Genomic DNA, 18,425 nt, shown 5'->3' on the forward strand with positions numbered 1-18,425 from the left:
CGTCACTACGGATTAAGGCGGCAATAATCAATCGAGTCTTTTTAGCGCTTGCTTTATGTCACTCCAAATATCTACATAATGCTCAAGACCGACAGAGAGACGGATGAGGTTATCGGTAATGCCCATCTCCTGGCGTACTCCTGCAGGGATGCTGGCGTGCGTCATGGAGGCAGGGTGTTCAATAAGCGTCTCTGCATCCCCTAAACTAACCGCTAGAGGGATCATTTTTAGGTGATTCAAAAACGTGAACGCTTCATCTTTCCCCCCATTCAAGTAAAAGCTAATCATTGCGCCGCTTTTGTGCATTTGTTTTTTTGCAAGGTCGTAATCCGTGAATTGTGGGTTTCCAGGATATAAGACTCGGTCTACAGACGGATGCGTTTGCAGGCGATCGGCAATTTTCTTAGCATTTGAACAATGACGGTCCATGCGAACGGCGAGTGTCTTCATTCCGCGAAGCAATAGCCACGCATCAAATGGACCGAGTATTGCTCCGAGATTTTTTTGCGCATATGAGTGAATGTCTTTCATAACAGGAGTATTTCCTGCGACAACGCCAGCAATCACATCTCCATGTCCGCTAATGTACTTCGTTGCGCTGTGTACGACCAAATGTGCGCCAAGTTCTAAGGGGCGTTGTAAATAGGGAGTAGCAAACGTGTTGTCGACAGCGAGTAGTAAATCATGCTTCTTTGCGAACTCAGCAACGGCTCGTATGTCAGTCATTTTCATCGTAGGGTTAATGGGTGTTTCAACAAAAAGCATCTTCGTATTTGGGGTAATGGTTTCGACCAACGCCGTTTGGCCGTTCATATCCACATAACTTGAGGCAATGTTATAGCGACTTGAAAACTCTTCGAGCAATCGATATGTCGCACCGTAAATCCCATCCGAAACAATCACATGCTCCCCGCTCTTTAATTGTGAAAGTAAAGCGGCGGCAATCGCCCCCATACCCGAGCCAAATGCGAGCGCTTGATCGGCCCCCTCAGCGGTGGCCATCCGCTCCTCGAATGCTTTTACTGTAGGATTTCCCATGCGGGAATAGACAAAACCAGCATCGTTCCCAGCGAAACGATCTTCGCCAATTTCTGCTCGCTCAAAAGAAAATGTGCTCGTTTGATAAATGGGAGGAGTTAAACTACCATACTGATCTTTCGTCGTGTGATGTGAGCCATGTATATATTCGGTTTCTTTTCGCTTGCTCATAAAATAGCACACCTTCCATAAATTTCTATTCGCATGTATAAATTCAGAAATGTTCACCAAAACTAAAGGTAACCAAATAAAAGGGAGGCTTATCAATGAATAAATCCGAACTCATCAGTGTTGTTGCTGATAAAAGTGATTTGACGAAAAAGCAAGCAGAAGTTGCGGTCAACGCCACCTTTGAAGCAATCACTGAGCATCTGCAATCAGGGGACCGTGTGCAACTCATCGGTTTCGGTCAGTTTGAAACAAGAAAACGTGAGGCGAGAACCGTGCGTAACCCAAGAACTGGAGAAGAGATTCAAGTATCTGCAAGTTTATCACCCGCGTTTAAGCCTGGCAAACGACTTAAGCAAGCCGTTAATGTTTAGATTTTGCGTCTAAAAACAGTTTACGCTGAATAGGTATAATCTGTTCAGGGTGACCTCTGCTTTTTCTGTGTTTACTGTTCGACGTTGAAGGGTATAGTAGGTAGAACGTGAGTTCACCCTAACACCAAGAACATATTGAAAGGGTAGAAGAGTATGGCTGTTGAATATTACTCTCGGAATCAGCATTATAGTAAGGAATTCCTTGTGCAGAAACTATTGTCTTTAGATATTTATAAAGTCGGAGATAAACAATTATACGAACTAACCGCTCGAGAACTGAATGATGAATTCTCTAGACAAATGAATATAGGATAACTTTACGAAAATCCCGCCTGTTGTGAAAACAGGCGGGATTTTTTCATGAGTACTGATTTTGGCTAAAGCATTTCACGCAATTATAAACGACCTTATTCCCCGCAAAGCGTGTGACTTAAATTAAAAAAGATTGAGAGAATGAAGAAGGCTTTGGGTGTATAGACGGTCGGTCATTTTCTGTAAAACGCTTAATCTGCTCTCATAAACACCTGTTTGACTGCAGACGTCCATGGATTGGGAACAGCCGTCAAAACGGCATCGGTGGGTAATTCTGTTTTCCGATCCAAGCTTTTTGGAAGCAAAAAACTTTTTAGCTACCTCCAGCGTCGATGGCGAACTTCGACCTTTGAAAGATGACGGGAATTAAGTGCCAAAAGTGCAAATCAGGACAATGTAAAGATCACACACTATATAGATGCAAGCCTAGACGTATAGTTGTTATGAACTTCTTTGTTGTGTGAGTTGACACTGCCAGAATTCATGGAAGTCATGGCATCCGAGAGCTGTGTCAACTTACACAAACATCAAAGCTTGTTACATAAAGCTCCCATATTTGCTCGTAGCTATGCTTTATCTCATTTGCACACTCTTTTTCGTAATAAGAAAAGGCTTCTTTGCATGAATCTTACATGCGTTGTGCGAAAAATAAGCAGGGAAAGCCTTTAATATAGCATAAGCTAATATCGATGACAAAAGAGCGACAGACCTTCGCCAGAATAGGGACAATTGTGCAGTGCATAGTTGATTGAGGATGGGTGACTGCCTTCTTTTCACACGATGTGGGCATATGTCATATGAATAAGGAGGTGGTGATGTAAATGGTAACGAGCATAGTGATTCTCACATACAACCAATTAGAGCTGACGAAGCAGTGTGTTGAGAGTATTTATAAGCATACCGATCGGTCGTTATTTGAACTAATTTTCGTTGATAATGGCTCAACCGATGGTACGGTCGAGTACTTATCAGCAATGGAAGACGTGAAGTGTCAGTTTAACGAGACAAATCAAGGATTTGCAAAAGGGTGCAACCAAGGTCTTTCGATCTCTGAAGGCGATGATGTATTATTTTTAAATAATGATACAGTCATGACACCCGGCTGGTTAGAACCATTACAAAAAGAACTTCATGCAGATGAAAACGTAGGGATGGTTGGGCCGGTAAGTAATTATGTGAGCGGTGCGCAACTGGTAGGTGTTGATTATACCGACCTTGCTCATCTGGATGACTTCGCTGTACGTCATCAAAAACAATATGCAGGACAGACGAAACGGACACTGAGGCTTGTTGGTTTTTGTTTGCTTGCGAAGCGCCCATTAATGGAATCACTTGGAGGATTTGATGAGCGATACAGCATCGGGTCTTTTGAAGATGATGACTTGTCGGCACAAGTCGTTCATCGAGGATACCAATTAAAAATTATAAAAGAATCGTTTGTTCATCATCACGGGCACGCAACGTTTACCGGAAATGATGATCTGGATATCTATCATTTGTACATGACAAACCGCGTAAAATTTATTGAAAAGTGGCGCACGGATATATCGGCATACATGTTCCCGCGCAATGAACTTGTTAATCTTGTGCCCCTAACGGCAACGAAAGTGCTCGATATCGGGTGTGGTGCTGGGGCATCCGGTTTAGAGATTGTCGGGCGCAACTCGCGGGCAGATGTTTACGGGATTGAAAAAGAAAAGTCGCTGCGTGACTTCTCAAAACATCATTACGCACACGTTCAGATAGTTGAAAAGTATGAGCATATCGACTTTTCCCAACTACCGCATGACTTTGACGCGATCGTCATTCAAGATGTGCTTAATCATACGGTGAATCCGTGGAAATTTATAATGGATATTGCCGAATGTCTCAAACCTGGAGGCATGATGGTCATGAGTGTGCCCAACTTTATGCACAGTTCGGTCGTGGTCCCGATGCTGGAAGGAAGATGGCAAGTAAACGATGGGGGAGTGACGAAGTGGAGTCATTTGCGTCATTTCACACCATTTACTGTGGATGATCTCTTTCCAGCTGAACATTTTCATATGAACGTAAAGACGTACACACAGCTACAACAAGATGAAAAGCAACAAGCGTTTTTGCAAGACATACAAGAGGCTGGAAGAAAACACGGATTTTCAGTCGATCATCTTGCCCAACTCTCATCGATGTACCAAATCATCTTGCAAGTGGAGTGGCTTGGGGGTGAAATAAAATGAAGGGCATTATTCTTGCCGGCGGGGATGGAACCCGTCTTTATCCATTAACAAAAGCGGTTTCCAAACAGCTTTTGCCTGTATACGATAAGCCGATGATTTACTATCCTCTGTCGGTGTTGATGTTAGCGGGCATTCGTGAAGTACTCATTATTAGCACGCCTATGGATACACCAAGGTTTGAACAAATGTTAGGCGACGGTTCGTTTGTGGGTCTAGATATTACGTATGCTGAGCAAGCGCAACCTAAAGGAATTGCAGAAGCGTTACTCATTGGCGAAACATTTATCGGTGGAGAACCGGTCGCATTGATCCTTGGAGATAATCTGTTTTATGGAAGTCAATTTTCGAAACGATTGGAAGAGGCAGCTTCTTTAGAGGAAGGGGCGATCGTGTTTGGCTATTCGGTACGAAACCCTGAGCGTTTTGGGGTCGTGGAAATGGATAAGGATGGAAAAGCACTGTCGCTTGAAGAAAAACCAAAAGAGCCGAAATCTTCAATTGCTGTAACGGGGCTTTATTTCTATGATCATCGTGCCGTTCAGTTTGCTAAGCAAGTACGTCCATCCGCGCGGGGAGAGTTGGAGATTACGTCTGTAAATGAGCAGTATATGCGCGAAGGTCGTTTGCGTGTTGAGCAGCTAGGCCGAGGATTTGCATGGCTCGACACAGGCACACATCAGTCTCTTCTAAACGCATCGGCATTCATTGAAACGATTGAAGAGCGGCAGAGCTTAAAAGTCGCATGTATTGAAGAAATTGCTTATCGAAAAGGCTATATCTCGGCAGACCAACTCGTTGAGCTTGCTAAGCCACTCAAGAAAAATGCGTACGGTCAGTATTTGCTTGCGGTTGCGAACGAACGTTAGGAGGAGCCTATGAAAGTTCTTGTTACCGGCGGGGCTGGTTTTATCGGCAGTCATTTTATATTAGCGTTACTAAAAGAAAGGTCAGATGTTTCGGTCATCAATGTGGACCAACTCACTTATGCGGCAAAACTTGAGCATTTACAGGCGGTTGAAAACGATGATCGCTATCAATTTGTACGTGCGGATGTAACCGATCAAAGAAAGATGATCCAGCTGGTCACTGAACAACATGTCGACGCGATCGTACACTTTGCTGCTGAGTCACATGTCGATCGCAGCATCGCTCATACGTCCCCGTTTATACGTACAAATGTTCAAGGGACTGATGCGCTGTTGCAAGCGGCGCTAAGCGGTGATGTGAAGCGATTTATTCAAGTGTCTACCGACGAAGTATATGGAACATTGACCAGAGAGGATGAGGCGTTGTTCACAGAGCGTTCCCCGTTGCAACCGAACAATCCTTACGCGGCGAGTAAGGCAAGTGCTGATCTGTTAGTGAGGGCTTATCATCAAACGTACGGTTTGCCCGTGTGTATTACGCGTTGTTCGAACAACTACGGTCCTCATCAGCATGAGGAAAAGCTCATTCCGACGCTCATCAAAAAAGCAATGAACAATGAGCCTCTCCCTCTTTACGGAGATGGGCAGAATATACGGGACTGGTTATATGTAGAGGATCATGTACAAGGGATCTTGAAAGTTTTGGAATATGGGAAACCCGGTGAAGTGTATAACATTGGAGGCTACAATGAGCTCACAAATCAAACGATTGCAGAAAAAATCGTCGAAGCATTTCAACTTCCGATTAGCCAGATTCATTATGTTGAAGACCGCAAAGGTCATGACCGTCGGTACGCCATACAAGCAGATAAAATTGAGAGAGAGCTAGGATGGAAGGCAACGACAGACTTTGATCGCGCATTTCAGCACACCATTGACTGGTATGTGGGGGTGAACCGATGAACAATAGGCGGATACTAATCACAGGAGCTAAGGGGCAACTAGGCAGCCAAGTAGCGGAATTCTTACAGCAATATGAAAATGATGATGTCGTAGCATTAGGGCGTGAACAATTGGATATACGCGTGTTAGAGTCGGTAGAAAAAGTGATGATTGAACACGAGCCCGATGTTGTGATTCATTGCGGGGCATACACCGATGTGGACGGGGCAGAGAAAGATCCCGACCAAGCATTTGCGGTTAATGCCTACGGAACACGGAATGTTGCCATTGCTGCTCGTCAAGTTGGCGCAAAGCTTTTGTATGTAAGTACCGACTTTGTATTTAATGGAGAGTCTTCGACTCCGTATATGGAGTTTGATCCAACCGACCCTCAAACGATCTACGGTCAATCCAAACGTGCAGGCGAAGTTTTCGTCCAACAGTTGCACAATGAATTCTTTATTGTCCGCACGTCATGGTTATATGGAGATCGAGGTCATCATTTTGTGCAAAAAATTCTCGATCGTGCTCATGCACAACCCTACTTGGAAGTTGTTGATGATGAAAAGGGGTGCCCGACGTATACGTATGATTTGGCTGTCTTTATTGATCAACTGATCGGTACACGTGCGTATGGATTGTATCATTTTTCCAATGCGGGTTCGTGTTCACGGTTTGAATGGGCAGAGAAGATTGTTCAGCTATCAAGATTAGAAACTGCGGTACGAAGAATTCAGCGCACACAGCTAAAAGTACGCACCCCACGGCCAAAGTATTCTGTATTAAGTCATCAGTCGCTTGAAGCGAGTGGTTTTCCAAAACCTAGACGATGGGAAGAAGCGCTATACCATTATTTACATCGTCAACTATAGAAGAAGGTTGTATTTGGTTCTATTTAGCCGTATGATTAGGAGCAGATCATAAGTGGTACACAGGAGGTAGCGGTATGGACGGTAAGATGAGAAGCCAGGTGAAACCAGGGGCTGAAGTAGACATTGTGCTAAAGGCCGACCAGCGAACGGGGACGCTAACGAGGGGGACTGTTCAAAGTCTTCTAACGAAATCAAGCAGTCACCCTCACGGGATTAAAGTACGGCTAACAGATGGTCAAGTTGGAAGAGTCAAGAAGGTTCATGAGTAGAGTGATAGAAACTCCAAACGATTTCCGAAGGGATCCGTAGTAAAAAAACGCTCTGCATATGGCAAAGGAGTGGCTTCCTTTATCGGATACCCGGCTTTGATAAGAACGGCTTGAAGCGCACCCAAATCCTTTACTTGGAAAGCGGGATGGGCTTTTTTGTTTGGAGAAAAGGGCTCCTCAATACCAATATGAAGGTCAATTGAACCTATGGTGAACCAACACCCACCGTTGTCACGTAGTTCTTTGGGCTTTTCAATTTCTTGAAGTTGCAGTAGGTCTCCCCAAAACTTACGACACTCGTCTTCGCGACCGATGGGTGCAGTGATTTGTATATGATCAAGCGTGAGAATCATGAGCGAATCCCTCCTGTTTTATTCCTTCCCAGACGGTCCAGCGATCTCGGTCAATGACGTCTGAGGTTTGAATATGTTTTTTCATGTGAGCAATGAGTGCATGAAGATTTTCGTCGCTTAACTTATGAAGAATTGACCTTCCTTGACGACGATGAAATGAAGTGACCCAATTCTCTTGTTCATACACCGCCCGAGTTTCCCAAAGTGTGTGAATTGACAGACTCGTAAAACCGCTCGCTGCCAACGCTTGGCACATTTGTTCTGAGGTAGAGCGCCGCTTCTCTTCAATGTGTTTAAGCTGCGGGAAGCATTCAAACAAATACCCGCGCAAGTGATGGTTTGACCCGGGTAGCAAACAATCTTCGAGTGTTCGGTTTTGAATGATTAAGCGCCCGCCTTTTTTTAACACACGTGCGGCTTCTGAGAACGCAGGTTCAAGAGGGTCAATATGGTGTGTGAGCGCGCGCATAATCACCACATCTGCAAAGTTATCCTCTAAAGGAAGTTGAGTGGCAGAGCCACACAAAAACTTTGCATCAGGAATGTCTTGTCTCGCCGTTTTTAGCAATGCTTTTGACGAGTCAACTCCGATAACGTGAGCTCCGTGGTTACTCATCTCCCGCGCATATAACCCCCCGCCAGATCCAACGTCAATGATGGTTTTACTTTTTACATCTAGGGTTCGAAAAACATTTGTTAGCCAGTTTGGGTCGACGTCACGTTCACTATACATTTTTTGATACTGCGTATCCTGAAAAGAAAAATCCTCCATAATCTCACCGCCTTTAATGCAAGTATAGCGAAAAAGGTATATAATAAGAACAACAGTTATTGAATTAACATATATAAGAAAAAGTAATAGCATAGAGGTGGGCCTATGAAAGATTTTACACTCATCGTAGCGTTAGATACATACCGTTCCATGCAAAAAGCGGCATCGCATTTGTTTATTTCACAGCCCGCCATTAGCCAGCGTCTTAAAACAATCGAGCACAATTGGGGGAGAGACTTATTCGTCCGAACGAGCGCGGGATTGACACCTACCCCTGCAGGTGAAGTGCTCATTGAATATGCAAAAGCACAACTCCAAGCAGAGCAAACAATGAAAGATCAATTAGCAAAAATGGACAATCACGTTGCCGGATCATTAAAAATTGGTGTTTCTTCTGTAATCGCACAATATGTACTTCCAAACCTATTAGCAAAATATATGGAGGAATACCCAGAAGTACGCATTGAATTGCAAACAGGATTAAGTGCCGACCTCCTCCGCGAAACTCCAAATCGTCATCTTACAATCGTTCGCGGGGATGAACCTATGGTCGGCATGCACGTGGAGTCATGGTTTAGCGAACCGCTTGCTCTCGTTTATAAGAATCGCGACGCAACAGCCTACGACATTTTAACCGACCTTCCGTTTTTATCTTTCCAAGCTGAACCAAGCTACCATGTGAACGTGAGAGATGCCATCGTAAAACAATACGGGGTCTGGCCAGAAAGAGTGTTGGAAGTAAATAATATTGGGACATGCAAAGCTCTTACTCTAGCTGGCGTTGGGGCAGCTGTGCTCCCTGCATGTAGCGTGGCAGACTTGAGTGATCGTTGTGTCGTTGAACCGCTTAAAACATCTAGTCGTAAGACATGGCTACTATACGAAAAAGAGCTCACACACTTACCACAGCTTCGCACATTTTTACAGTTGCTTAGTGTTTAAAGTCCGACCAGCTCTGGTGGAATCCCTTCATAGTCACTGTAAACGAGCATTTCACTAATCGTCACGAATTCAAAGCCTTCAGCACGTAACTCCGTAAGAATTCGGTCAAGCGCTTTTACTGTTTCACTACGGTTACCTCCCGCATCATGAAACAATACAATATCACCAGGCGTAGACCCGGGTGCAACATTGTTCACAATCGTGTTCACGCCGGGGCGCTTCCAATCTCGTGAGTCTTGATGCCACGACCACATAATGGTGCGATAGCCCTCTTGAGCAGCGTAATCAACCGTAAGATCATCGTAATACCCACCCATCGAACGAAAGAAAATCGGTCGGACGCCGGTTGCATTCTCAATGGCCATTTCCGTAAGGTGAAGTTGATTCATAAACTCATCCTTTGATATGCCTCGCAACGGGCGGTGATCGTATGAGTGGTTACCGATTTCATGACCTTCAGCCATCTCTCTTTGCAAAATCTCCGGGTAACGCTCTGCATGTTTCCCAATGACAAAAAAAGTTGCCTTGGCATCATGCTTTTTCAGAACGTCCAAGATGAGAGGCGTATACATAGGGTGAGGGCCATCGTCAAACGTGAGCGCAATTATTTTTTCGTCTGTATGTACATTCCAAACAACTTCACCAGACTCGATAAACTCCGCTTTTGATTTCCCGAGTACATCGTTATGCGTTAAAAATATGAGCATGATCATAAAAGCGATAATCAAAAACTTTCTCATTAGCACAAGCCCCCTTTGCTTCTCTCCTTTAGCTTGTGTCTGATTGCTTGTTTCATGCGTCGACGTGTGGAGATTCTATACAATAAAAACAAAATGTTAAAAAAACTGTTGCATAAACCATACAACTTGAATTATAATCTGATTATTATAACTGGGATACAATGTGTCAGAAAGGAGGCGCAAATGAAGAGAATAGAGAATTTGTCGATAAGGGAGACTGTATTTCAACAGATTCGGCAAGCAATATTAATGCAAGATATACAACCAGGCGAGAAGTTAACCGAAGCAGAGATCGCAGAGCAATTAGGTGTCAGTCGGACACCGGTTCGTGAAGCGCTGCACAAGTTGGAGCAGGAGAATTTGGTTGAAATTCATCCGAGGCGTCATTGTAAAGTTATCGGTATAACACCTTCTGCGATAAGAGAAATCAACATGATTCGCGCGCAATTAGAACCAACAGCAGCTAGGCATGCGACCACTCGCTTAAGTGACCATGAGCTTAACTATATAGGTGGGCTACTCGAGAAGTCGAGGAGACATTCAGATGAAGCTGACATTAAAGGTCTCGTAGAAATTCACGATCAGTTTCATCAAACCATTGTTCAAGGGTCGAATCTTCCTAGAATCACAACAATACTAGAAAACATGCACGAATATATCGTTTCATTTCGTACGTCGTATATGTCTAGGCCAGAACTTGTTCAACGTTCAATAGAAGAACATGAAGCCATCTATTTAGCACTTAAGAATCGAGATGAAGACCTCGTTGAGGAACTATTTAAGAAGCATCTCGAAGGAATATTTGAATATGAGGATGTCGTAATCGAATCGAACCTTACGAACTAAGGGAGACAATCGTTATGCGTAAATTAACGGCGTTATTTGCAGGGCTCCTCATAATCGGTGTACTAAGCGGTTGTGGTAACCAAAGCGAACAAGTTGTACTCAAATTTGCTTATGAATTGCCACAATCCCACCCTTGGGGCCAAGGTGCTGAGCGATTTAAGGAAATTGTTGAAGAGGAATCTGATGGAGAAATTCAAGTTCAGCTTTATGGTGGTGGACAGCTCGGGGATTCCGGTAGGGAAGTACAAGAAAGCGTAGCAATAGGCACGATAGAAATGGGACTCTCATCTACACCATTGGAACAGATGAATCCATACCAGGAGATTTTCTCTTTACCTTATATTTTTTTAAATCGTGAACATGCATGGGCTTCATTAGATAGTGAGGCGGGAGATATGGTTGGAGAGCATTTGTTAGAGTATAACTTGCAGCATCTTGCTTTTTGGGAAGACGGGTTTCGCCAAGTAACAAATAGTGTTCGACCTATTGAAATGCCTGAAGATTTTGATGGTCTAAGAATACGTGTACCAGAAAGTCCTGTTCGCATGGCAACATTTTCGGCACTAGGATCAAATCCTCTACCCATGAGCTTCTCTGAGGTGTTTACCGCTCTTCAACAAGGCACTGTCCATGGACAGGAGAACCCATTGCCCGTCATAGTCAATTCATCATTTTATGACGTACAACCTTACCTGACACTCACAAATCATGTGTATTCCCCAGCATCCTTATTTATAAATGAGGATACTTGGCAGAATCTCTCTGCAGAGCATCAACATATTATTCAAACCGCTGCTGAAGCAGGACGAGATTTAAATCGGGAGTTAAATGAAAGAGATGAGATCGAATTGGTAGAGCGGCTCGAATCAGAAGGAATGGAAGTCTTTGAACTAGAGGATGTTGAGGCATTCCAGGAAGCCACTCAGCCCGTCTGGGAACCCGTCGTTGAAGGTTAGGAGAAGAAGGTCAAGAAATTATAGACATAATTGAACAACTCGGAGGTGATTACCATTAAATCATTTCGAGATGTATTATACCGATGTATCAAATACGTCAATGTAGGAATCATGTTCTTTATGTTCTCCGTACTTTTATTGCAGTTAATTGGTAGAAATTTGTTCGATATATTGCTTGAGTGGCCTGAAGAAATGGCTCTAATGACGATGATTTGGCTTACATTTTTCGGTGCCTATCAGTGTACGGTTGAAAACACGCATTTAAAAGTAAGTTTTTTGGAAGATCGATTGTCTGATAAGAATAAGCCTTACTTGGAATTGTTTTCGAAAGTTGCAATGTTAACATTAGTTTTGCTCGTCACATTTAATACGTATCCGTTAATTTCCATTGTAGGTGATATAGGTACTCCTGTTATGGCAGTCCCTATGTGGGTGCCTTACAGTTTCATATGGGTATCGGCGACGTTAATGTCGATGGAGATCATATGCCAGATCATTGATACGGTTAAAAAAATCGCAACTTTCAAAACAAGTAATGAGCAAGAGGTAGAAACGGTAGGTGAAGTGAGATGACCCCGTTACTTATGCTAATTGTCATACTCATTCTCCTCGTATTAGGGGTTCCAATTGCATTTACACTTGGACTTACTGCAGTATTGTTTATCGTTCTACAGAGTGATTTCTCACTTACATTTATGACACAGCAATTGTACCTAGGTGCAAACAGTTTTCCATTGCTTGCAATTCCGCTCTTCATATTGGCGGGATCGATAATGAATTATAGTGGAATTTCTAAACGTCTAATTAATTTAGCTTTATTAATTGTCGGGATCTTTAAGGGTGGACTTGCCTATGTAAATGTGGTTGCTTCGGTCTTCTTTGGTGCAATTACAGGAACTGCCGTAGGTGCTAGTGCAGCAGTAGGGCAAATCGTCATTCCAGCAATGGTTGATAAAGGATACCGACGCGGTTTTTCCGCAGCAACCACTTCTGCTGGATCATCGCTTGGTATTTTATTACCACCGAGTGTTCCAATGATTTTATATGCTTCGGTTTCTGGAATTTCTGTTTCTGCACTATTTATGACGGGAATTCCTATTGGGTTAACGATTGCTGCAGGCTTTATGGTTGTTGCTTACTTCTTGTCTGCAAAGCAAAAAGGTGAAATTGTAGAGAAATCTATAAAAGTTGAGAATGTGGGTGTAGAGCTACTGAAAAACATCCCTGCATTGCTCGTTCCTGTAATTATTTTGGGAAGCATCCTTACTGGGGTAGCCACACCGACAGAATCTGCGGCTATCGCTGTTTTTGTAGGAATTGTAGCCGCACTCATCTATCGAGAAATGAGCATGAAAGATTTCTTTGTAGCCATTGAAGATAGTGTGCGGACAACGGCATTTGTCATGTTCATCGTTGCCTGCGCAGGTTTGCTCGGTTTTGCTTTTGCAGGCTTAGGTGTCGGTCACCAGATGATGGAACCGTTGCTTCAATTTGCGAATGACCCAATTGCCGTAATGTTAATTACTAGTTTAATTCTATTTCTTGGAGGGTTAGTGTTTGACGGTACAGTAATGGTACTCGTCATCGTACCTTTGTTCTTGCCGCTTGCTGATGCAGTATCCGTTGATCCGTTGCAGTTTGCTATGGTTGTTCTGATCGTTTGGGCAATTGGGCAACAAACGCCTCCTGTTGCAAGTGGTCTGTATATTACGACTGCTTTAGCGAAGGCGACGATGTGGGAGACGAGTAAATATAACGTCTGGTACATTCTTGTGTTATTAATTGTGTTATTTTTCATGATTTACTTCCCAGAAATGATGCTCTATATTCCGAATTTACTCATTGATTAATGTGCTGATGGGGCCTTGTCAAGTCGGCACACACATACTATTTTATCTAAAGGAGACGATTGAATGATTTTTAACAGAATGGTGCAAACAATTGAAACACATACGTTTGGGGAGCCTACTCGAATCATTAATGGCGGTTTATTAAAGTTAAAAGGGGAAACGGTTGCTGAACAACGAGATTATATGGCGGCTAACTTTGAGTGGTTAAGAAATGCAATTATTCAAGAGCCAAGAGGTCATCGCGATATGTTTGGTGCTGTATTGCTGCCACCCACTAGGGAAGACGTTGACTTTGGTGTCATCTATATGGACAATACTGGCTTTTTAAATATGTGTGGTCACGCAACGATAGGTGTTTCAACGGCAATTGTTGAACTCGGAATGGTTGAAGTAACAGGAGAAGAAACATCTCTCGTATTGGAAACACCGGCTGGACTTGTGTATCCAAAAGTAAAAATGAAAAATAACCGTGCAGAAAGTGTTCGTTTTGAAAACGTCCCTGGCTTTCTAGAACATCAAGATCTTGAAGTAGAGGTCGAAGGCTTAGGTACGATCAAAACAGATATTAGTTATGGGGGCAACTACTTTGCCTGGGTGGACATCGCACAGCTAGATACGAAAATTCATGTTTCCAACGGTATGCAGTTGAAAGAATACGCTAGAAGAATTAAAGAAGCGGTAAATCAAAAAGTAAGTGTACAACACCCAACAAAGGATTATATCAATTACATTGATATTGTTACCTTCTTTGGCGAACCGACACTTCAGGAAGCTACGTATAAAAATGTTCATGTATTTAGTGATCGACAAGCGGATCGCTCACCAGGCGGAACAGGTACGACAGCAATGGTAGCTCGCATGGTAGGACGAGGCGAGATGAAAATTGGTGAGGAAATTGTAAGTGAAGGGTTTGTCGGAGGTACGTTTACTGGACGAGCGCTTGAGAAAGTCAAATTAGGTGAGATGAATGCGGTTCGAACGGAAGTAGAAGGAACAGCGTTTATCAATGGTTTCCAGAATATATTAATGGATCCGAATGATCCGTTCCGTGGCGGTTTTATCGTGAACTAATTGTAAAAAAGATAAAAGAGGGAATGAGTGTACACTCATTCCCTCTTTTATCTTTTTTTATGAAACAACCGAAGACTTTAACCGAGCGGGCCGGTTTTTAAGTTTGAAAAATGCTGGCTGAGTTTTTGCAATAAGAAGAATCACACCAAATGTAATGAGTGTTTCTGGCACGAGGTAAGAAGTATTATAAACGGCTGAGTAGAGCCAGACGTTCCATCCCTCTGGCGCATATTCGCCAAACCAAACCCCGCCGGAGATGATGTGGGCGACGAGACGGAAAAATGATGCAAAGAAAAGGCCGAACAGTGCCCATCGGATGTTTAGTTCTCCTTTTTTGTTCCTGAATGCAAATGCACCCGCCAGTCCTAATACGGTAAAGGCAACTGGATAGTCTAATAGAAATTGGATGGGGTGAATCATCGAGCTTCCTAAGATTAATTTAATGACACCTACGAGTAACCCTGTCATCAGCCGACTTTTAGGCCGCGCCGAAATGCCATGACAAAGATCGGCAACATAACAAGGGAGATTGAGCCTCCCATGACCCACGGACCCGCAAACTCAATGCGGTCTAAGATGAGCGCGAGTGCGACCATGAGCGCTGTTTCCACCATTATTAACGTTCTTGTTTGCATAAAAAAATCCCCTTTTTGTTTCCACAGGGGGATGCAGGTCCGCACATTAATCGTCGTAATGTGCTCTCCCACTTCCCTACGCTGGTGTTACCCAGATCAGGTTCTAAGAGTCGGGAACGAGTCCCTCTCAGTCTTGCGACACCCCTAGTGGTTGATAATATTCAGACGAATATAGTATATCTTATAGTACAATGAAAGCCAAGCTGTTTTTGGGGAGGTCACGGATGCTTAAAGCAATTTTGTTTGACTTAGATGGTACATTACATAACCGACCGGAATCATTAGTAACTTTTTTTCGAGATCAATGTGAGCGTTTCTCAATGAATGTCGACCTGAATAGGTTTGTCGAATTGGATAACGAGGGGGTGCGCTGGAAGGATGAGGTATATGAGCAGTTAGTCAAAGAATATAAGTTGCCATTGAACCCTCAACAACTATTAGCCGATTATGTTACTCAGTTTCCGAAGTTCGCACAACTGTACACTGACGTTGAGCACACACTGGAACAATTAAAGGCAAAGGATTATAAACTTGGAATCATCTCAAACGGAAAGAGAGGATTCAACGTGCTGTGTTCAATTCTTTAGGTATTAATAAATATTGTGACTCAGTAATCATTTCAGATGAGGTTGGATTAAGAAAGCCAGATGCCCGAATTTTCGCATTAGGTATAGAGCAGTTGAACGTACAGCCTGAACAAGCATTGTATGTCGGGGATCAGTACGACACTGATATTATCGGAAGTCGTAACAAGGGCTTGAAAGCGGCTTGGAAAACGAGCGAACAAGTGGATAGTGACGCACATTTCCAGTTTTCATCTTGGCGTCAATTCATCCTTAAATTACAACAGTTGGAGGGGAATACATGGTCATCCGCAATGCAAAAGTAGAAGATGCCCGAGGCATCGCTCACGTGCACGTGCAAAGTTGGAAAACAACCTACCGAGGGATTGTTCCACAAACCTATCTCGATGGGTTGGATGAAACAACGAGAACAGAACGTTGGGTAAAGATCATTACAGAGGTGAACAATACGAAGGTAGCCACGAATGATGAAGGGAAGGTTGTAGGTTTTGTCAATTATGGACGTTCTGAGCGTTATGCGGCGGATGGCCAAGTGTACGCCTTATACTTATTAGAATCGCATCAACGGAGAGGCATCGGTGCCGAACTACTAGAGGCGGCTAAAACGGAGTTTCAACGAGAAGGCTGGCATACGTATGCGGTTGAGGCGCTCGTCGATAATCCGTCGATGGCATTTTATCGCAACAATCACCCCGTGCATTATTTGCTCAGTTCGTTTACAATTCATGGAAAGGTTCTTCGCGAGTGGGTCATGACATTTAACGTTTGACCCTCCCGAATCAACGTAAGGAGGAAGCGAAGTGTACGAACGAAAGCCTCAGTTCGAATGCCTTGTGCCATTGAATGAAACGGCACGAGGAGAAAGAAAAGCAACACTTGTCATTAAAAACGCCAAACTCATCAACGTAGTGTCTGGTGAAATCTTAGAAAATACAGATGTGGCGGTATGTGAGTCCAGGATTGCATATGTTGGGGAGAACGCTGATCACACAGTTGGTGACGATACAGAAGTGATTGATGCAAATGGAAAATACTTATCCCCAGGCTTTATTGATGGGCATTGTCACATTGAAAGCAGTCAAATTACCCCGGCGCAATTTGCGAGAGCAGTATTGCCAAAAGGCACAACGAGTGGTTTTTTTGATGCCCATGAAATTACGAATGTTCTTGGTTTGGACGGGCTTAAACTGATGCTCAATGAGGCGCGGAAAACGCCGATGGCGGCCTATATGCAAGTGGCATCGTGCGTGCCGTCAACGAGTGCAGAGTTTGAAACCAATGGCGCGTCGATTGGCCCGAAAGAAGTGAAAGAGGCATTTACTTGGGGAGACGACATGGTTGCGCTCGGTGAGGTGATGAATTTTCCTGGTGTCGTTTACGGTGACGAAAAGATGATGGGTGAGCTTGAAGAGACGCTTAAAGCAGGCCGAGTAGCGGATGGTCATTATACGTGGGAACCAGATTCCGTTCGCTTGTCAGCATACGCTAGCACCGGTATTAGTGGTGATCATGAAGTGACAACCGCTGAAGATGTCATTGCACGCATTCGCCTCGGACAATACGCGAAGATGCGTCGAGGTTCTGCGTGGCATGATGTTGCAGAGACCATTAAAGCGCACACAGAACACGGCATTAATACTCGCCGAATGATGCTCGTCACCGATGATCGAAGCCCAGAATCGCTCGTTGATGAAGGGCATATGGACTTTGTCATTCGCCACGCCATTGAACAAGGGGTTCACCCTGTCGTTGCCATCCAAATGGCGACGATTAATACAGCTGAAAGATTCGGATTGAGTCAAGATGTCGGCATGATTGCTCCCGGTCGATTTGCTGATTTCGTATTGCTGGATGGCAAGCTAGAGGACGTTCATGTGGATGCAACGATTTGTGCTGGTTCAGTCGTTGCTGAAAACGGAAAAACGGTTGTTGAGATTAAAGGAATCGAGTGGCCAGAATATGCGACCCATTCGGTTAACCTGAAGCGTGACGTGCGGCGGAGCGACTTTGAAATCGAGGCACCAACTGCTGTAGAAAGCGTGCCGGTTCGAGCCATTCATGTTCAAGAGAATCAAGTTGGAACGAAAGAAAAGCACGTGAATGTCGCGACGAAGAATAATCAAATCCAACTCGGCAATGAGCTTTGTAAGATGGCAATTATTGAACGCCATGGCATAAACGGGAACACAGGTCTAGGTATTCTAAGCGGCGTGGGATTTCAAAAGCCTTCGGCTATTGCAATGACCGTCGCCCATGATTCGCACAACCTCATGGTGATTGGCAATGACGATGATTTGATGGCCCAAGCTGCGAATCACGTTGCGAGTCACCAAGGAGGAATTGCGTTTGTATCAGGTGATGAAGTGACGATGTTGCCATTACCTGTTGCTGGTCTAATGTCTGACCAACCGTATGAAGAGGTTGCCAACACATCAAAGAAGATTAGTGAAAAGCTAGCAGAAGCAGGTTGTACGATGAACTATGCGTTCATGACATTATCGCTCCTAGCACTCGTTGTTATTCCAGAAATCCGTTTATCGGATACCGGGCTAGTAAGAATTGGCGATCAAGGCTTTGAAAAAGTCGGATTGTTTGTGGATTGAAAAAAGTGCGAGC

General features: G+C 43.9%; 19 protein-coding genes, 2 pseudogenes and 1 riboswitch. Of the genes and pseudogenes, 16 read left to right on the forward strand and 5 right to left on the reverse strand.

Annotated elements, in window-relative coordinates:
* Window positions 1-27: 27 nt before the first annotated feature.
* Window positions 28-1,209: a PLP-dependent aspartate aminotransferase family protein gene (locus JCM19039_RS01275; RefSeq protein ID WP_042423081.1), complete on the reverse strand. Its 1,182-nt coding sequence runs from the start codon at window positions 1,207-1,209 to the stop codon at window positions 28-30.
* Window positions 1,210-1,304: 95 nt separating this feature from the next.
* On the opposite strand from JCM19039_RS01275, the gene JCM19039_RS01280 reads away from it, so the two are divergent.
* From JCM19039_RS01280 to JCM19039_RS01305, 7 genes are all read left to right on the forward strand, one after another.
* Window positions 1,305-1,580, forward strand: coding sequence for an HU family DNA-binding protein (locus JCM19039_RS01280; RefSeq protein ID WP_042398332.1), 276 nt, complete (start codon window positions 1,305-1,307; stop codon window positions 1,578-1,580).
* Between the two features lie 153 nt (window positions 1,581-1,733).
* The gene (locus JCM19039_RS22870; protein WP_081834258.1) at window positions 1,734-1,895 is read left to right on the forward strand and encodes a Fur-regulated basic protein FbpA; all 162 of its coding nucleotides are present in this window, start codon (window positions 1,734-1,736) and stop codon (window positions 1,893-1,895) included.
* An 818-nt stretch (window positions 1,896-2,713) separates the two neighbouring features.
* Window positions 2,714-4,111 carry a glycosyltransferase gene (locus tag JCM19039_RS01285; RefSeq protein ID WP_042423084.1) on the forward strand — a complete coding sequence of 466 codons (1,398 nt, stop codon included), beginning with the start codon at window positions 2,714-2,716 and terminating at the stop codon, window positions 4,109-4,111.
* Window positions 4,108-4,977, forward strand: a complete 870-nt coding sequence (rfbA, locus tag JCM19039_RS01290) for a glucose-1-phosphate thymidylyltransferase RfbA (protein ID WP_042423086.1) — start codon at window positions 4,108-4,110, stop codon at window positions 4,975-4,977. Before JCM19039_RS01285 ends, rfbA begins: the two co-directional genes overlap by 4 nt.
* Window positions 4,978-4,986: 9 nt before the next feature.
* Window positions 4,987-5,940, forward strand: coding sequence for a dTDP-glucose 4,6-dehydratase (gene rfbB / locus JCM19039_RS01295; RefSeq protein WP_081834259.1), 954 nt, complete (start codon window positions 4,987-4,989; stop codon window positions 5,938-5,940).
* Window positions 5,937-6,791 carry a dTDP-4-dehydrorhamnose reductase gene (gene rfbD / locus JCM19039_RS01300; protein WP_042423089.1) on the forward strand — a complete coding sequence of 285 codons (855 nt, stop codon included), beginning with the start codon at window positions 5,937-5,939 and terminating at the stop codon, window positions 6,789-6,791. Before rfbB ends, rfbD begins: the two co-directional genes overlap by 4 nt.
* Before the next feature lie 74 nt (window positions 6,792-6,865).
* Window positions 6,866-7,060 (forward strand): YwbE family protein, encoded by a 195-nt coding sequence (locus tag JCM19039_RS01305; protein ID WP_042398340.1) that lies wholly within the window; start codon window positions 6,866-6,868, stop codon window positions 7,058-7,060.
* Here JCM19039_RS01305 and JCM19039_RS01310 read toward each other — a convergent pair.
* Window positions 7,051-7,413 (reverse strand): VOC family protein, encoded by a 363-nt coding sequence (locus JCM19039_RS01310; protein WP_042423091.1) that lies wholly within the window; start codon window positions 7,411-7,413, stop codon window positions 7,051-7,053. The two genes, JCM19039_RS01305 and JCM19039_RS01310, sit on opposite strands and share 10 nt — an antisense overlap.
* Window positions 7,397-8,185: a class I SAM-dependent methyltransferase gene (locus JCM19039_RS01315; RefSeq protein WP_052398407.1), complete on the reverse strand. Its 789-nt coding sequence runs from the start codon at window positions 8,183-8,185 to the stop codon at window positions 7,397-7,399. Before JCM19039_RS01315 ends, JCM19039_RS01310 begins: the two co-directional genes overlap by 17 nt.
* A gap of 105 nt (window positions 8,186-8,290) precedes the next feature.
* On the opposite strand from JCM19039_RS01315, the gene JCM19039_RS01320 reads away from it, so the two are divergent.
* The gene (locus tag JCM19039_RS01320; RefSeq protein ID WP_042423094.1) at window positions 8,291-9,127 is read left to right on the forward strand and encodes a LysR family transcriptional regulator; all 837 of its coding nucleotides are present in this window, start codon (window positions 8,291-8,293) and stop codon (window positions 9,125-9,127) included.
* On the opposite strand, the gene JCM19039_RS01325 is transcribed toward JCM19039_RS01320, so the two are convergent.
* A complete protein-coding gene (locus JCM19039_RS01325) occupies window positions 9,124-9,867 on the reverse strand; it encodes a polysaccharide deacetylase family protein (RefSeq protein ID WP_052398408.1) in 744 nt (247 codons plus the stop codon). The two genes, JCM19039_RS01320 and JCM19039_RS01325, sit on opposite strands and share 4 nt — an antisense overlap.
* A 183-nt stretch (window positions 9,868-10,050) precedes the next feature.
* On the opposite strand from JCM19039_RS01325, the gene JCM19039_RS01330 reads away from it, so the two are divergent.
* The 5 genes from JCM19039_RS01330 (at window position 10,051) to JCM19039_RS01350 (ending at window position 14,590) form a co-directional block, all read left to right on the forward strand.
* Window positions 10,051-10,713, forward strand: coding sequence for a GntR family transcriptional regulator (locus JCM19039_RS01330; protein ID WP_042423097.1), 663 nt, complete (start codon window positions 10,051-10,053; stop codon window positions 10,711-10,713).
* A 14-nt stretch (window positions 10,714-10,727) separates the two neighbouring features.
* Window positions 10,728-11,669, forward strand: coding sequence for a DctP family TRAP transporter solute-binding subunit (locus JCM19039_RS01335; protein ID WP_042423100.1), 942 nt, complete (start codon window positions 10,728-10,730; stop codon window positions 11,667-11,669).
* 120 nt (window positions 11,670-11,789) lie between these two features.
* Window positions 11,790-12,242, forward strand: coding sequence for a TRAP transporter small permease (locus JCM19039_RS01340; RefSeq protein WP_193744112.1), 453 nt, complete (start codon window positions 11,790-11,792; stop codon window positions 12,240-12,242).
* Window positions 12,239-13,519 (forward strand): TRAP transporter large permease, encoded by a 1,281-nt coding sequence (locus JCM19039_RS01345; RefSeq protein ID WP_042423106.1) that lies wholly within the window; start codon window positions 12,239-12,241, stop codon window positions 13,517-13,519. The genes JCM19039_RS01340 and JCM19039_RS01345 overlap by 4 nt, the downstream gene beginning before the upstream one ends.
* A 63-nt stretch (window positions 13,520-13,582) precedes the next feature.
* Window positions 13,583-14,590 carry a proline racemase family protein gene (locus tag JCM19039_RS01350; protein WP_042423109.1) on the forward strand — a complete coding sequence of 336 codons (1,008 nt, stop codon included), beginning with the start codon at window positions 13,583-13,585 and terminating at the stop codon, window positions 14,588-14,590.
* Between the two features lie 57 nt (window positions 14,591-14,647).
* Here the strand turns inward: JCM19039_RS01350 and thiT are convergent.
* Window positions 14,648-15,225, reverse strand: a pseudogene (gene thiT, locus JCM19039_RS01355) (energy-coupled thiamine transporter ThiT).
* Between the two features lie 56 nt (window positions 15,226-15,281).
* Window positions 15,282-15,381: riboswitch (TPP riboswitch) on the reverse strand.
* 68 nt (window positions 15,382-15,449) lie between these two features.
* On the opposite strand from thiT, the pseudogene JCM19039_RS24935 reads away from it, so the two are divergent.
* From JCM19039_RS24935 to ade, 3 genes and pseudogenes are all read left to right on the forward strand, one after another.
* Window positions 15,450-16,000 (forward strand): annotated as a pseudogene (locus JCM19039_RS24935) (HAD family hydrolase); the annotation flags it as partial.
* 89 nt (window positions 16,001-16,089) lie between these two features.
* Window positions 16,090-16,578 (forward strand): GNAT family N-acetyltransferase, encoded by a 489-nt coding sequence (locus JCM19039_RS01365; protein ID WP_042423113.1) that lies wholly within the window; start codon window positions 16,090-16,092, stop codon window positions 16,576-16,578.
* 31 nt (window positions 16,579-16,609) lie between these two features.
* On the forward strand, window positions 16,610-18,412 hold the full coding sequence (ade, locus tag JCM19039_RS01370; protein WP_042423116.1) for an adenine deaminase: 1,803 nt from the start codon (window positions 16,610-16,612) through the stop codon (window positions 18,410-18,412).
* Window positions 18,413-18,425: the final 13 nt, after the last annotated feature.

Source organism: Geomicrobium sp. JCM 19039 (assembly GCF_000698145.1).
Classification (GTDB): domain Bacteria; phylum Bacillota; class Bacilli; order Bacillales; family Marinococcaceae; genus Geomicrobium_A.

Bases quoted from the DNA above. Each gene is read 5' to 3' on its own strand.
- JCM19039_RS01275 (WP_042423081.1), bottom strand. From the start codon at position 1,209: ATGAGCAAGCGAAAAGAAACCGAATATATACATGGCTCACATCACACG.
- JCM19039_RS01280 (WP_042398332.1), top strand. From the start codon at position 1,305: ATGAATAAATCCGAACTCATCAGTGTTGTTGCTGATAAAAGTGATTTG.
- JCM19039_RS22870 (WP_081834258.1), top strand. From the start codon at position 1,734: ATGGCTGTTGAATATTACTCTCGGAATCAGCATTATAGTAAGGAATTC.
- JCM19039_RS01285 (WP_042423084.1), top strand. From the start codon at position 2,714: ATGGTAACGAGCATAGTGATTCTCACATACAACCAATTAGAGCTGACG.
- rfbA (WP_042423086.1), top strand. From the start codon at position 4,108: ATGAAGGGCATTATTCTTGCCGGCGGGGATGGAACCCGTCTTTATCCA.
- rfbB (WP_081834259.1), top strand. From the start codon at position 4,987: ATGAAAGTTCTTGTTACCGGCGGGGCTGGTTTTATCGGCAGTCATTTT.
- rfbD (WP_042423089.1), top strand. From the start codon at position 5,937: ATGAACAATAGGCGGATACTAATCACAGGAGCTAAGGGGCAACTAGGC.
- JCM19039_RS01305 (WP_042398340.1), top strand. From the start codon at position 6,866: ATGGACGGTAAGATGAGAAGCCAGGTGAAACCAGGGGCTGAAGTAGAC.
- JCM19039_RS01310 (WP_042423091.1), bottom strand. From the start codon at position 7,413: ATGATTCTCACGCTTGATCATATACAAATCACTGCACCCATCGGTCGC.
- JCM19039_RS01315 (WP_052398407.1), bottom strand. From the start codon at position 8,185: ATGGAGGATTTTTCTTTTCAGGATACGCAGTATCAAAAAATGTATAGT.
- JCM19039_RS01320 (WP_042423094.1), top strand. From the start codon at position 8,291: ATGAAAGATTTTACACTCATCGTAGCGTTAGATACATACCGTTCCATG.
- JCM19039_RS01325 (WP_052398408.1), bottom strand. From the start codon at position 9,867: ATGAGAAAGTTTTTGATTATCGCTTTTATGATCATGCTCATATTTTTA.
- JCM19039_RS01330 (WP_042423097.1), top strand. From the start codon at position 10,051: ATGAAGAGAATAGAGAATTTGTCGATAAGGGAGACTGTATTTCAACAG.
- JCM19039_RS01335 (WP_042423100.1), top strand. From the start codon at position 10,728: ATGCGTAAATTAACGGCGTTATTTGCAGGGCTCCTCATAATCGGTGTA.
- JCM19039_RS01340 (WP_193744112.1), top strand. From the start codon at position 11,790: ATGTTCTCCGTACTTTTATTGCAGTTAATTGGTAGAAATTTGTTCGAT.
- JCM19039_RS01345 (WP_042423106.1), top strand. From the start codon at position 12,239: ATGACCCCGTTACTTATGCTAATTGTCATACTCATTCTCCTCGTATTA.
- JCM19039_RS01350 (WP_042423109.1), top strand. From the start codon at position 13,583: ATGATTTTTAACAGAATGGTGCAAACAATTGAAACACATACGTTTGGG.
- JCM19039_RS01365 (WP_042423113.1), top strand. From the start codon at position 16,090: ATGGTCATCCGCAATGCAAAAGTAGAAGATGCCCGAGGCATCGCTCAC.